Here is a 13,327-nt window from a genome sequence, read left to right on the forward strand (position 1 = left end):
CCGGGTTGCGGGGCCGGACCAAAGCCGGGTCGTTCCATGACCGAGATCCGGCCAACACGGCCATCGTCATCGCCCTCTACGAGGCCTTCGCCCGTGCCGATCTGGATGCCTTCGACAGCATCCTTGCGCCGGACTGAATCAATCCTCCCGCCGATCCCGGACGAGCGTCTTCAGAGCGATTGAGCCAAGGCCCTTGGCCCGGCGCCTTTTCCGCGCGGATCGACCGGCGGCGCGCAGGCGATTTTCGCGGCTGACCGAAGCCGAAAATCAGGACCACGACTGGATACAACAGCGGCTCGTCCCAGCATGGACAGAGCCCGCTTTTTCACAGGTATCGCGAAGCGGCCGGGGGATCGAAATTCCCGATGGTTTCGATGACCAATTGTCATTCGCCGGGGCCTTCCCGGAATGATAGGGCTTGCGCATCGCGTGGGACAGCGCGCCCGGAACGCTCCGGCGCAGCATCCTTCGAAAGATACGCAGCAGGTTGCACACCTTCGCCCTCACGTCCGCGATGAGGTTGCCCGGCAACGACGGCTGCTTCCAGCCATGGGCTGCATTCCTGTCAATCTCTGGGAGGAGATTCATGATTCTGACTGAAAGCCAGAACGGCGCGGATCCATCTGCATTGGATCTGGCGCCGCTGAAGAAGATCCATGTCATGGCCGCGGCCGCCATCATGGGCGGCGCGGTTCTGGACGGATATGTTCTGGGCATCATCGGCCCCTCGCTGACGCTTGCCAGCGCGGAATTGCATCTGTCGGGGCTGAACCAGGGGCTGATCGCCGCCAGCGCCCTGATCGGCGTCTTTATCGGCGGGATGATCTTCGGCAATCTCGCCGACCGCTATGGACGCCGCCCGGTCTTTGCCTGGAACCTGGCCGCATTCGTCATCCTGTCGGTGCTGCAGTATTTCGTGCAGGAGATGTGGCAGCTGGTGGCGCTGCGCCTGGCGCTGGGTCTGGCGATCGGTGTCGAATATGCCGTGGGCACGGCGGTGCTGGCGGAATTCTCGCGCCGGCGTGGGCGCGGTGTGCTGCTGGGCAGCTTCGCGCTGGCCTGGCAGGCCGGGTTCAGCGTCGCCTTTATCGTGGGGATTCTGTACGATGGCAGCGATTGGCGGATGCTTCTGGCCAGCAGCGCCATTCCGGCCGGCATCACCTTCCTGTTGCGGCTGGGCCTGCCCGAAAGCCCGATGTGGCTGAAGGCGCGCGGCCGCGAGGCCGAGGCCGAAGCGATCGTGCGCCGCCATTTCGGCCCCGGCCATACCATCCCGGCGCTGACGCTCGAACAATCCCATCCCTCGCCTGCGGAACTGTTCCGGCACAAGAACTGGCGCGCGCATCTTTATGCCGGCCTGTTCTGGTTCTGCCAGATCGGTCCGTTCTTTGCGATCTTCACCTTCGCCATGCCGGTTTTCCGGTCGCTGGGCATCGACAGCGGCGTGACCGTCGACATCCTCCTGAACGGCTTGCAGATAGTGGGCGCGGTATTCGGGCTTTGGCTGCTGCATTGGCTGACGCGCCGGCATTTCGTGATCTGGACCTTCGCCATCATGTTTGCCGTGCTGCTTTTGCTGGGCCTGCTGCCCGATGCGCCGACCTGGCTGATCGTGACGCTGTTTGCCGGCTACATGTTCATCGCCCCGGCCGCGAACAACATGCAGTTCGTCTATCCCTCCGAGATTTTCGAGACCCGCATTCGGTCCACCGGCGTCGGCTTTGCCGCGGCATTCTCGCGCATTTCGGCAGCGGCCGCGACCTATCTTCTGCCGGTGACGATGCAGGCCTATGGCGTTTCCGCCACGCTGCTTATCATGGCGGCCTTCCCGCTGCTGGGGCTGGTGGTGTCTCTGGTCTGGGCGCCGGAAACCAAGCGCGCGCAACTGCAATAAAAACCGGCCGCGCCGCGCCATCATGGCGCGGCCGAACCATCCTAATTGCCGATGTCCTGCTTCATTTCCAGAAGCACGGCATCGGCGAAATTGCGTTCCAGCCGCGAGGGCAGCGCCGCCCGACTGCGCAGCACATGCGAGACCGAGGGCATCGCCGGCAGGTCGGAATGCAGTTCGGTCAGCCCCTCCTCAAGGTTGCTGCGCCCCAGCAGGCCGATGCCGAAGCCGCTTTTGATGCCGGCGCGCACGCCCTCCTTGCCCGGACATTCCAGCACCACCCGCAACGTGCGCCCGACCGCCGACAGGTGCCGCATCGCCGCCAGCTTGTAGAAGGAATTGCTGTCGAAGGACACGAAGGGAATGATTTCTCCCAGCTGCGGCGGGTGATCGACGCTGCGCACCCAGATCAGGTCCTCGCGCCACAGCTCGATGTCGTCCGGCTCCATGTCCTCGGTGAAGGTCTGCAGGATCGCCATGTCGATCTCGCCCGTGCTCAGCCAGAAGTTCTGCATCAGGCTTTGCGCCACCCGCGCATACAGCGAGACGTTGGGATGCACGCGGCCGAACCGGCCCAGCACCTTGGCCAGTTCCGCGCTGGTGGCGTCCTCGGTCGCGCCCAGCCGGATCTGCCCGGTCAGGTCCGAAGACTGGAAATGCGCCGCCGCCTCGTCATGCAGCGAGATCAGGCGTTCGGCGTAATGCAAAAGCCCCTGGCCGTCCGAGGTCGGCACCATGCCGTGTTCGCCCTTCATCAGGATCGGCCGGCCGAGCCGGCTTTCCAGCCGGGTGATCGTGTGGCTGACCGCCGATTGCGTCAGGTTCAGCCGGTCGGCCGCGCGCGGTCACGCCGCCATGGTCCAGCACCGCCTTGAAGGCGCGCAGGGATTCGATGTCCAACCGCATCATTCGGCCTCCTGTGACAGGAATGCGTGGTCGCCGGGACGCTCGGCACCTTCGTCATGTCGGGACGGCCGCATATAACCCGCCTACGTTGCAAAGTGCCATGCCAAATTGTCATGCGCCCGATGAAATCATGTCAGTTCGGAGATCGGGCGATCCGGGCTAAACCGACGCTATCCAGTTGCCCTAGGGGGAGAGACACCATGGCCCTGACCGACCGCAAAATCCTGACCTTCGACGTTGTCGGCACGCTTGTCGACTTCGAAGCCGGCGTCATCAACTTTTTCCGCCCGATCTTTGACAAGGCCGGCGTCGAGATCGAGGACGCCAGGATCCTGACCGAATTCGCCGATGCCGAGGACGAACAGCACCACCTGACCCCCGGCATCCCCTTCACCTGGATGCTGCCCGAGGTCTATCGCACCATCGCCACCAAATACGGCCTGCCGATCGACGACGACCACCTGGACGGTCTGCGCCGCTCGATGACCGACTGGCCGGCCTTCCCGGATGCGGTCGAGGGCATGAAGGCGCTGCGCAAGCGCTTCCGTCTTGTCGCGCTGACCAATGCCGACAACTGGGCCTATGAGCAGTTCTCGGCCACGCTGGATCACCCCTTCGACGACAAGGTGACAGCCGAGGATGTCGAGGTCTGCAAGCCCGATCCGCAGGTGTTCTCCTATGTCCGCGGCCGCAACAGCCATCTGGGCTTCCGCCTCAAGGACTATCTGCACGTCGCGCAAAGCCAGTTCCACGACATCCGCGTGGCCAAGAAACTGGGCATCCAGGTCGCCTGGATCGAGCGGCGCAAGGGTCTGGAAGGCTATGGCGGCTCGCCCGCGGTCGCTGACGCGGCGGTGCCGGACTATCACTTCGCCTCGATCGCCGAACTGGTCGAAGCCGTCGAAGCCGGCAAGTAAGGGGCCCTCGCCATGTCGCAGATGATCGTGTTCGACCTGGAAAACCTCGGCACGCCCGAACTGTCGCAAGCCGCGCCCGACCGGCTGGTCGACGGCAATCCCCGCTACAAGACCTGGGAACAGGACGTGGTCGACGGCGGCCGCATCCGCAGCGGCGTCTGGGAAGCGAGCCCCGGCGCCACCCGCTCGATCAAGGGCGAGACCTGGGAGTTCTGCCACGTCCTGTCGGGCGTGGTCGAACTGACCGAGGACGGCGGCGAGACGCGGCGCCTGACGGCGGGCGACACCTTCATCATGCGCCCCGGCTTCGTCGGCACCTGGCGCACCATCGAGACGGTGCGCAAGCTGTGGGTCATCGTGTCCTAGGGCCTTGGGTCCGGCCCGGACAAGTCCAGCCGCGCGGGCAGGGGCATCTGCCCTTTGCCCGCGCAGGTCATTTCCACCCTAGAAACGGAAGACAGATCATGTCACCCACCCTGCCGATTGCCGATGTCCGCTCGTTCTGGCAGGCCACGGCCGTCAACCGGCCCCAAGCGCCCGAACTGCGCGGGTCCAAGCAGTATGATGTCGCCATCATCGGCGGCGGCTTCACGGGCCTCTCCACCGCCCGCTACCTGGCGAAACGCGGGCTGTCCTGCGCCATCCTGGAGGCCAATGCCATCGGCTGGGGATGCAGCGGCCGCAACGGCGGCGTGGTTTCCGCCAAATACCGCATCACCTATCCCGAGATCGCCCGCATCCACGGGCTGGAAGCCGCGCGCCGGATGCACACCCTGGGCCGCGAGACGGTCGAGCATCTGAACGAGCTGGTCGAGGATTACGGCATCGAGGCCGCCGATTACCGCCAGGGCGGCTGGCTTTTGTGCGCGCATACGCACAGCTACATGCGCAAGATCGAAAAAGAGATCGAGTGGATGCGCGTCAACCTGGGCGACACCACCAACCGCCTGGTCAGTGCCGAGGAGGTCCATGCCGAAACCAGCTCGCGCGATTTCGTGGGCGGGATGCTGACCTCGTTCGGGGGCACGCTGCACCCGCTGAACCTGGTCTTCGGCATGGCGAACGGGGTGATGCGGGACGGGGTCTCGATCTATCAGAACTCGCCGGTGCTCAAGACGCATCAGTCGGGCGGGCGCGTGATCCTGGAAACGCCGAACGGCACCGTCAGCGCCCGGCAGATGGTCATCGGGACGGACGGCTATAACGAACTGACCCCGGCGACCGGGGGGGTACGCAAGGCCATCGTGCCGTTCCGGTCGGCCATGATCGTCAGCGAGCCGCTGGAGCAGTCTGTGGCCGACAGCCTGTTCACCGAAGGCCGCAGCTATGCCGAGACGCGCCGCATGATGCGCTGGTTCCGCAAGGTCGACAACCGGCTGATGTATGGCGGCCGCGGCGCCTTCGGCAAGGAGGATTCGGAATCCGCCTTCGAGGCGCTGCGCCGCGCGATGTTCCGGCAGTTCCCGCAGCTTGAGGGCAAGCAGATCACGCATCGCTGGTCGGGGCTGGTGGCGCTGACGCTGGACAGCATCCCGCATCTGGGCCGGCTGGACGACAAGACGGTCTACGCCATGGGCTACAACGGCACCGGCGTCGCCATGTCCTCGGCCATCGGGAAATATGTGGCGGCGGTGGTTGTCGGGGAAAAGCCGGACCTGGGCCTGATTACCGCGACCCCGCTGAAGCAGGTGCCGATGTACGGGGTCCGCGAACCCGCCGTGCGCATGGTCGCCGGATGGTATCAGTTCCTGGACGCGATCGGCCGGTAAGCCGCGCCGCACAGCAGAAATCCGCACAGCAAAAAAGGGCGCCGCCGCAAGCGCCGCCTTTCTTGTTGCAGACGGAAGACACCGCCGGGGACGAACCCCCTGCGCTGCTTCACTCTGCGCCGTAGATTGCTTCGGCCGATCCGACCTGCACGTCGTCTTTGGCCAGCACGCAGGCGCGGCCGGGCGAGATCGCGTCTTCGGTGATCCCCAGGGCGGCGATGTCGGCGGGGATGCCGGCGCCCACCGCCAGCGCGGCCGCAAGCCGCGCCGCGGCGGCGCTGGCCATGACCCCGTTGCCGCCCTGGCCGGCCAGCCAGACGAAGCCCGCGTCCTGCGGATCGGGGCCGATCACCGGCTCGTGGTCGGGGGCGAAGGTGCGCAGGCCGCCCCATTTGTGCGAAAGGCGCGGCACGGTCATGGTGGTGAAGGTCTCGATCCGGTCGATGGCGATGGCGACCTCCATCTCGTCGGCCTGTGCGTCGCAGGGCTCGGACCGGGCCATGTCCACGGGCGAGACCATGACCTTGCCCGCCTCGGGCTTGAAATAGAAGGTCTCGGCCACGTCGAAGGTCATCGGCCAATGGTGCAGGTTGCTGCCCGCCGGCGCGTCGAAGGTGACGGCGGTGCGGCGGAACGGCACCACGTTGCGATAGCCCAGGCCCGCCATCTCGGCCACCTGCTGCACCCAGCCGCCGGCGGCGTTCACCACCACGCCGCCCTGGAAGGCGCCGGCGGTCGTCTCGACCTGCCAGCCCCCCGCGTCGCGGCGGATCGCGGTCACCCGCGCGCCGGTCACGACCGCGCCGCCCGCCGCGCGGATGCCGCGCTGATAGCCCATCATCAGCTCGTTCGTGTCCACGTCCTTGCAGTCGGGCTCGTACATGGCGGTGGCGTATTTCTCGGTCCGCAGCACCTCGCACCAGCGCAGCGCCTCGTCGGCCGCGACCAGCTCGACCCTGGCGCCGCGCGCGATCAGGTCGTCGTATTGCGCCTGAAGCTGCTCCGTCTCATGCGCCTGGGCCAGGAACAGCGCGCCCCGGTCGGTGACCAGCGGCGGCGCGGTGGCAAAGCCTTCGGGCGGGTTTTCCAGAAAGCCGCGGGTGGCGCTGACCAGGCGGCTCCACAGCCGGGGGCCGTAGTTCTCGGACATGACGGCGGCGGAACGGCCGGTCGAGTGATAGCCGAGCGCGCTTTCCTGCTCCAGCACGATCACTGCTGCCATGCGGCAGCAGCTCATAGGCCACCGAAGCGCCGGCGATCCCGCCGCCGATCACGATGAAATCCGCAGTATTGGGCATGTCGTTCCCCTGTCCGTTGCCAGCCTGGTTTACGCCGAAGGCGGCGGGTTTTTGTAGCAAACATTCCCGCACTTGCGACGCATGCTGTCGCGCGCGGGGATCAGGTCGACGGAATCTGTCGCAGGACTGGCCTAGTCTGGACGGACAAGGGAAAACGGCCTGGGAGATCACGCATGAAGGCCTGGTTCATCGACTGCACCCCGGAACTGGCCGCGCTGTTCGACGCGGGCGCGGCCCCTGTCCCGCCGGGCGTGCGCATCCATCGCGGCGACCCGGACGCGGCCGCGATCCTGGCCATGGCGCAGGACGCCCAGGTGCTGATGGTCGAACATACGGTGATCCCGGATGCGGTCTTTGCCCGGGCGCCGGGCCTGCGGGCCATCGTCTTCATGGGCACCGGGGCCGGGACCTATGTCGATGCCGCGCTGGCCGCCCGGCACGGGGTCGCGGTGCTGACCACGCCGGGCTACGGCTCGGTCGCGGTGGCGGAACATGCCTTCGCCCTGATGATGGCGGGCGCGCGCCGCATCGCGCGGATGGACCGCGAGATCCGCGCCGGCCTCTGGCAGCCGCGCGGCGGGCTGCAGCTGGCGGGACGCAAGGTGGCGGTGCTGGGTCTGGGCGGCATCGGGCGGGCCTTCGCCGAACGCTGCGCCGCCTTCGGCATGACGGTCGCGGGCTGGAACCGCAGCGCGCTGGACCATCCGCATTATTGCCCGGATCCCGAGGAGGCGCTGCGCGGCGCCGATGTCGTGTCCCTGCACCTGACCCTGAACCAGGCGACGCGCGGCTTTCTGGACGCGGCCCGGCTGGCCCTGCCTGCGCCAGGCTTTCTGCTGGTCAACACCGCCCGGTCGCAGCTGATCGACCCCGCCGCGCTGACCGCCGCCCTGGACAGCGGCCAGGTCGGCCATCTGGCGACCGACGTGTTCGACGCCGAGCCGGTGGCCCCGGACGACCCGCTGCTGGCCCGCGACGACGTGACCCTGACCGCCCATGCCGCCTACATGACCCGCGACGCCTATCTGGAACTCTGGAAACGCAGCTGCGCTCAGGTCCAGGCGGCGCGGGACGGTTCAGCGCAGGGCAGGGCGGCGCCCGCCTGTTCCGGCGAGTCGGTCCCGCAGGACGCAAGTCCACGGCTGCCCTGACATTTCCTGCCGCATTGCGGGCGTAATTGTCATGCGATGTCGGGACTTGGGGCGATTAAGGGAAAAATATCCCCGGCGTCCCGCTATTTCTCGTGACATCCGCAGCGCAAGAAGGGACATCCGATGCTCGCCAATTCGCTCCAGGCCCTCGACAAGGCCCATCTGATCCACCCCGTCGTTTCGCTGCGAGAGCACGAGCGGAAAGGCGTCACCGTCCTTCAATCCGCGAAGGGCTGCTACCTGACCGACAGCGAGGGGCGGCAACTGCTTGACGGGTTCGCCGGGCTGTGGTGCGTCAATGCGGGCTACGGCCATGCCAGCATCGTCAATGCGGCCGCCGAACAGATGATGCGCCTGCCCTATGCCACGGGCTATTTCCATTTCGGCAGCGAACCGGCGATCCGGCTGGCCGCCGAACTGGCCGAACTGGCGCCAGAAGGAGTGGACCATGTGTTCTTCACGCTGGGCGGCTCGGACGCGGTCGATTCGGTGATCCGGCTGGTGCGCTATTTCTGGAACGCGCGCGGCCGCCAGACGAAGAAGCATCATCTCGCGCTGGCGCGGCTATCACGGCTCGGGCTGATCACGGGCTCGCTGACCGCGCTGCCGCTGTTCCACACGGGCTTCGACGTGCCCGGCCCCTGGCAGCACCATATCCCGTCCCCCAACCCCTATCGCCACCCGGCCGGCCCCGATGGCGATGCGATCATCCGGGCCTGCGTGCAGTCGCTTCGGGACAAGGTCGCCCGACGGGCGCAGACACCGTCGCCGCCTTCATCGGCGAGCCGGTGCAGGGCTCGGGGGGCGGATCGTGCCGCCCGCCGGCTTCGCCCGCGCCATGCAGGAGGCCTGCCGCGAACTGGACATCCTGTTCATCGTCGACGAGGTCATCACCGGCTTTGGCCGCACCGGCCCGATGCTGGCCTGCGAACACGAGGGGCTGACCCCGGATTTCATCACCATCGCCAAGGGCCTGACCTCGGGCTATGCGCCGATGGGCGCGGTGCTGATGGCGGATCGCGTCTATCAGGTCATCGCCGACGCGGCGCCCGAGGGCACGGCGCTTGGCCACGGGCTGACCTATTCCGGCCACCCGGTCAGCGCCGCCGTCGCGCTCGAGGTGCTGAAGCTCTATCGCGGCGGCATGATCGACAACGCCCACCGCGCCGGGGCCTATTTCGGCCAGCGGCTGCGCGAATTCCGGGATCACCCGCTGGTCGGGGATGTCCGCAGCCAGGGCCTGCTGGGCGCGATCGAACTGGTCAGCGACAAGGCGACCAAGGCGAAATTCCCTGCCGAGGCCCGCATCGGCCCCCGCCTGGCCGAGGCCGGCTATCGCCACGGCATCATCTTCCGCGCCTTCAACGACGGCACCCTGGGCTTTGCCCCGCCGATCTGCATCTCGCAGGACGAGATCGACCTGCTGATCGCCCGTGTCGGCGCCACCCTTGCCGAAGTCACCAACCTGTAAGGAAACCTCATGAAACTGACCGATTTCAAGGCCCTGACCTTCGACGTCTACGGCACGCTGATCGACTGGGAAAGCGGCATGGTCGAGGCGCTGCAGGGCCTGCCGCCCGCGTCGACCGCGCCCTTCGCGCGACGAGATCCTGGAGGCGCATGCCCGCCACGAATCCAGCCAGCAGGCCTACACGCCCGCCAAGAAATACAGCGAGCTTCTGCAGATCGTCTACAAGCGCCTGGCCGAGGAATGGGGTGTTCCCTTCACCCGCGAGGAATGCGTCGAATACGGCGAGTCGGTCAAGAAATGGCCGGCCTTCCCCGACAGCGAAGGCGCGCTGCAATACCTGAAAAAGCACTACAAGCTGATCGTGCTGACCAACACCGACAACGACAGCTTCGCCGCCTCGAACAGGAAGCTCGGCGTCGATTTCGACGGCAGCTATACGGCCGAGGACGTGGGCAGCTACAAGCCCGCCCCGCGCAACTTCGACTATATGCTGGAAAAGCTGAAGACAATCGGCATCGACAAGTCGGAGGTCCTTCACACCGCCGAGAGCATGTTCCATGATCACGGCCCGGCGAATCGGCTGGGGCTGGCGAATTGCTGGATCTATCGCCGCTACGACCAGGAAGGCTTCGGCGCGACGATGAACCCAGGCGACATGCCCCGCTACGATTTCCGGTTCAACTCGATGGCCGATCTGGTGAAGGCGCATCAGGCAGAGCTGCGCGCTTGAAGGGGCGTTCGCGCAAGAGGACACATATCGGTGGCGGAAAATCCAAGACTCGACCGGATCGACATCAACATTCTTGCGCAGCTCCAGGCCGACAGCGGCATGACCAACGTCAGGCTGGCCGAAGCGGTCGGCCTGTCGCCATCCCCCTGCCTGCAACGGGTGAAGCGGCTCGAGAAGGCCGGCTTCATCGAATGCTATCGCGCGCGGATCAACATCGGCAAGCTGACGGAAAGCGTGATGATCTTTACCGAGGTCACGCTGTCCGATCACCGCAAGGACGACTTCCAGAAGTTCGAGCGGGAAATCCGCAAGATCGACAATCTGCAGGAAATGCACCTCATTTCCGGCGGGTACGATTATCTGCTCAAGTTCACGGTGCGCAACATGCTGCACTATCAGGAGATCATTTCCGACGTTCTTGAAAAGAACATCGGCGTCTCGAAATACTTCAGCTATATCGTCATCCAGACCCTGCTGGACCGCGGATATGTCCCGATCAAGGCATTGACGCGCAAGGATATCTGATGTGACTTCGGGCCTGGAAACGGAACAGGGGCGCAGGGCGCCCGGACGGAGGACGACAGTGTTGAAACCGGAAATTGCGTATGATGACTTTTCCAAGGTCGAGATGCGCGTGGGAAAGATCGTCGAGGTCCAGCCCTTCCCCCGTGCCCGCAATCCCTCCTACAAGGTCAGGGTCGATTTCGGGGATGGCGGGGAACGCTGGTCAAGCGCGCAGATCACGAATTATTCCGAAGCCGAGCTTCTGGGCCGGCTGGTCGTCTGCGTGGTCAACATGCCGCCAAGAAACATCGCCGGCTTCAAGTCGGAAATCCTGGTCATGGGCGCCCCCGATGCGCAGGGCCGGACCATGCTGTTGCAGCCCGACGCGGGCGCGGTCGTGGGCTCGGAAATATTCTAGCCCGGAGCGGCAGGCCGACTGGCATCGAAGGTCCATGACATCCCGTCATGGAAGCGATGAAAACATGTCGGTTTGATCGGTCCGAAATAGGCCTATGCTTTCTCCGACCCTTGCCGGATCCCTGGGCGACCAGCCGCGGGGACAGGTTCAAGCATTGGAAAACCCGCACGCATGGCCGCGACGCCGAAACTCGACAGGATCGACATCAACATTCTGGCGCAGCTGCAACGGAATGGCCGGCTGACGAACCTTCGCCTTGCGGAGGCGGTCGGCCTTTCCCCCAGCCCCTGCCTGTCCCGCGTCAAGCGGCTGGAAAAGGCGGGTTACATCGCCGGCTATAACGCCCGGCTCCAGCTTTCCAGGCTGGTCGAACACATCACCGTCTTTACCGAAGTCACCCTGCTCGACCACCGGCGCGAGGATTTCCTGAAATTCGAATCCAGCATCCGCCGATGCAGCGCGCTGAAGGAATGTCACCTGGTCAGCGGCGGCTATGATTACCTTCTGAAATTCGTGGTGCGCAATATCGACCGCTATCAGGCGATGATGGAGGCCATGCTCGAGAGCGATATCGGCGTCGAGAAATACTTCAGCTATGTGGTCCTGAAAACGGTGATCGACCTGGAATCGGTGCCGCTCGCATCGCTGATCGAGGATGGCTGACCCAAGGCGAAGGCGCTGCGAACCCTTCCCCCAGCGGCGGCCCTTCGCGGTCGTGGCAAGACACGTCGAGGAAACCAGATCGTGCAACCCATTGAACAGGTGCTGGCCCAGCTCCCGGCCGAGATCGTCACCCGCGATCCCGACATCATCGCCGGCTATGCCACCGATTTCCGCCGCCAGCATACCGGACGGACGCCCGCGCTGCTGCGCCCCCGCGACACGGCCGAGGTCCAGCGCATCGTCCGCGCCTGCGCGGCTGCGGGCGTGGCCCTGGTCCCGCAGGGCGGCAACACCGGCTATTGCGCGGCGGCCACCCCCTCGGACAGCGGCCAGGACCTGCTCGTCAGCCTCGAGCGGATGAACCGCCTGCGCGACCTGGATCCGGGCAACCTGTCGCTGACCGCCGAGGCCGGCATGATCCTGGCCGAGATCCAGCACGCCGCGGACGACGCCGGGCTGCTGATGCCGCTGGGGCTCGGCTCGCAGCAATCCTGCCGCATCGGCGGCAATCTCTCGACCAATGCGGGCGGGCTGTCGGTGCTGCGATACGGCATGGCGCGCGACCTGGTGCTGGGGCTCGAGGTGGTCCTGCCCGACGGCAGCCTGTTCACGACCTGTTCGCCCCTGCGCAAGAACAACGCGGGCTATGACCTGAAGCAGCTGTTCATGGGGTCCGAGGGCACGCTGGGCATCATCACCGCGGCGTCGCTGCAACTGTGCCCGCAAGCCGCGCCAGACGGTGACGGCCTTCCTGGCCATCCAGGACATCGCCAGCCTGGCGACCATCCTGGGCATGGCGCAGGAACAGACGGGCGAGATGGTGACCTCGTTCGAATATCTCTCGGACAGATCCCTGCAACTGCTGCTCTCGGCCCGGCCGGAACTGCGCCACCCGCTGTCGGCGCCAGGCCCGCATTACGTCCTGCTCGAGGCGGCGACCGCCTCTCCGGTCCTGAATCTCGAAGATACGGCAAGCGCACTCCTTGAACAACTGTTCGAGGAAGGGCTGGTCAGCGACGGCGCCATCGCCGCCAGCGGCCAGCAGCGCGCCGCGTTCTGGACCCTGCGCGAAAGCATCCCCGAGGCCGAGGTGCATCACGGCGGCTCGGTCAAGCACGATGTCGCCGTGCGAAGCTCGCGCCTGGCCGAATTCATCCAGGCGGCCTCGGCCATCGTCGCGCGCGAGGCGCCGGACGCGATTCTCTCGGTCTATGGCCATGTCGGCGACGGCAATGTCCACTTCAACATCCTCGCGCCGGCAGGGTCGGACCAGCCTGGCTTCAAGCGGTCCCTCGAGGCAAGCGTCTCGCCGCTGATCTACGACCTGGCCGCGCTGATGGAGGGCACGTTCAGCGCCGAATACGGCATCGGCCAGGTCAAGCGCGACCTGCTGGCCCGCCATGCCCCTGCCGGCAAGCTCGCCCTGATGCGCGCGCTGAAGCAGGCCCTGGACCCCAGGGACCTGATGAACCCGGGCAAGGTCATTCCCCACGGATGACGCGGGCCCCCGGAGGGAGAGCGGCGCCGACAGCCAGGGCGCCCCCTTCGCCTCCGCCGCATGAGCAGCGCGTCCTGCAAGAGCCGAGGTCACCGCCCATTTTCTGCGTTG

Annotated in this window: 14 protein-coding genes and 3 pseudogenes; 14 read left to right on the plus strand and 3 right to left on the minus strand. The window is 66.0% G+C overall.

Annotated features, from left to right (window positions below; genetic code table 11):
* Window positions 1-5: 5 nt before the first annotated feature.
* Window positions 6-137, plus strand: coding sequence for a nuclear transport factor 2-like protein (locus tag DPM13_RS25115; RefSeq protein WP_262983112.1), 132 nt, complete (start codon window positions 6-8; stop codon window positions 135-137).
* A gap of 449 nt (window positions 138-586) precedes the next feature.
* Complete coding sequence (locus DPM13_RS11040) at window positions 587-1,894, plus strand: MFS transporter (RefSeq protein ID WP_028719892.1); 1,308 nt, start codon at window positions 587-589, stop codon at window positions 1,892-1,894.
* Between the two features lie 41 nt (window positions 1,895-1,935).
* Here DPM13_RS11040 and DPM13_RS11045 read toward each other — a convergent pair whose 3' ends face one another.
* Both DPM13_RS11045 and DPM13_RS27000 read right to left on the minus strand, forming a co-directional pair.
* Window positions 1,936-2,646 carry a LysR substrate-binding domain-containing protein gene (locus DPM13_RS11045; protein WP_262983113.1) on the minus strand — a complete coding sequence of 237 codons (711 nt, stop codon included), beginning with the start codon at window positions 2,644-2,646 and terminating at the stop codon, window positions 1,936-1,938.
* An 18-nt stretch (window positions 2,647-2,664) separates the two neighbouring features.
* Window positions 2,665-2,718, minus strand: a pseudogene (locus DPM13_RS27000) (hypothetical protein); the annotation flags it as partial.
* Window positions 2,719-2,997: 279 nt separating this feature from the next.
* Between DPM13_RS27000 and DPM13_RS11050 the strand changes: the two are divergent.
* The 3 genes from DPM13_RS11050 (at window position 2,998) to DPM13_RS11060 (ending at window position 5,483) form a co-directional block, all read left to right on the plus strand.
* Window positions 2,998-3,714: an HAD-IA family hydrolase gene (locus DPM13_RS11050; RefSeq protein WP_028719890.1), complete on the plus strand. Its 717-nt coding sequence runs from the start codon at window positions 2,998-3,000 to the stop codon at window positions 3,712-3,714.
* A gap of 12 nt (window positions 3,715-3,726) precedes the next feature.
* Entirely contained in the window at window positions 3,727-4,080 is a 354-nt protein-coding gene (locus DPM13_RS11055; RefSeq protein WP_112888021.1) for a cupin domain-containing protein, read from the plus strand.
* Window positions 4,081-4,178: 98 nt separating this feature from the next.
* Window positions 4,179-5,483, plus strand: a complete 1,305-nt coding sequence (locus DPM13_RS11060) for an NAD(P)/FAD-dependent oxidoreductase (RefSeq protein ID WP_112888022.1) — start codon at window positions 4,179-4,181, stop codon at window positions 5,481-5,483.
* A 109-nt stretch (window positions 5,484-5,592) separates the two neighbouring features.
* Here the strand turns inward: DPM13_RS11060 and DPM13_RS11065 are convergent, their stop codons facing one another.
* Complete coding sequence (locus DPM13_RS11065; protein WP_112888023.1) at window positions 5,593-6,705, minus strand: NAD(P)/FAD-dependent oxidoreductase; 1,113 nt, start codon at window positions 6,703-6,705, stop codon at window positions 5,593-5,595.
* A 249-nt stretch (window positions 6,706-6,954) separates the two neighbouring features.
* On the opposite strand from DPM13_RS11065, the gene DPM13_RS11070 reads away from it, so the two are divergent.
* The 9 genes and pseudogenes from DPM13_RS11070 (at window position 6,955) to DPM13_RS23175 (ending at window position 13,216) form a co-directional block, all read left to right on the plus strand.
* Entirely contained in the window at window positions 6,955-7,932 is a 978-nt protein-coding gene (locus DPM13_RS11070) for a 2-hydroxyacid dehydrogenase (protein ID WP_112888024.1), read from the plus strand.
* Window positions 7,933-8,055: 123 nt separating this feature from the next.
* Window positions 8,056-8,562: pseudogene (locus DPM13_RS23160) on the plus strand (aminotransferase class III-fold pyridoxal phosphate-dependent enzyme); the annotation flags it as partial.
* Window positions 8,563-8,743: 181 nt separating this feature from the next.
* Window positions 8,744-9,403, plus strand: coding sequence for an aminotransferase class III-fold pyridoxal phosphate-dependent enzyme (locus DPM13_RS23165; RefSeq protein WP_262983114.1), 660 nt, complete (start codon window positions 8,744-8,746; stop codon window positions 9,401-9,403).
* A 139-nt stretch (window positions 9,404-9,542) separates the two neighbouring features.
* Window positions 9,543-10,133 carry a haloacid dehalogenase type II gene (locus DPM13_RS11080; RefSeq protein ID WP_223252580.1) on the plus strand — a complete coding sequence of 197 codons (591 nt, stop codon included), beginning with the start codon at window positions 9,543-9,545 and terminating at the stop codon, window positions 10,131-10,133.
* Window positions 10,134-10,163: 30 nt separating this feature from the next.
* Entirely contained in the window at window positions 10,164-10,658 is a 495-nt protein-coding gene (locus tag DPM13_RS11085) for a winged helix-turn-helix transcriptional regulator (protein WP_112888025.1), read from the plus strand.
* Window positions 10,659-10,716: 58 nt separating this feature from the next.
* The gene (locus DPM13_RS11090) at window positions 10,717-11,055 is read left to right on the plus strand and encodes a tRNA-binding protein (RefSeq protein ID WP_112888026.1); all 339 of its coding nucleotides are present in this window, start codon (window positions 10,717-10,719) and stop codon (window positions 11,053-11,055) included.
* Window positions 11,056-11,226: 171 nt separating this feature from the next.
* Window positions 11,227-11,718: an Lrp/AsnC family transcriptional regulator gene (locus DPM13_RS11095; protein ID WP_112888027.1), complete on the plus strand. Its 492-nt coding sequence runs from the start codon at window positions 11,227-11,229 to the stop codon at window positions 11,716-11,718.
* Between the two features lie 99 nt (window positions 11,719-11,817).
* A pseudogene (locus DPM13_RS23170) lies at window positions 11,818-12,273 on the plus strand (FAD-binding oxidoreductase); the annotation flags it as partial.
* Between the two features lie 184 nt (window positions 12,274-12,457).
* Entirely contained in the window at window positions 12,458-13,216 is a 759-nt protein-coding gene (locus DPM13_RS23175) for an FAD-binding oxidoreductase (RefSeq protein WP_223251963.1), read from the plus strand.
* The last annotated feature ends 111 nt before the right edge of the window (window positions 13,217-13,327 follow it).

Origin of the sequence: Paracoccus mutanolyticus (genome assembly GCF_003285265.1) — a bacterium.
GTDB classification, from domain to species: domain Bacteria; phylum Pseudomonadota; class Alphaproteobacteria; order Rhodobacterales; family Rhodobacteraceae; genus Paracoccus; species Paracoccus yeei.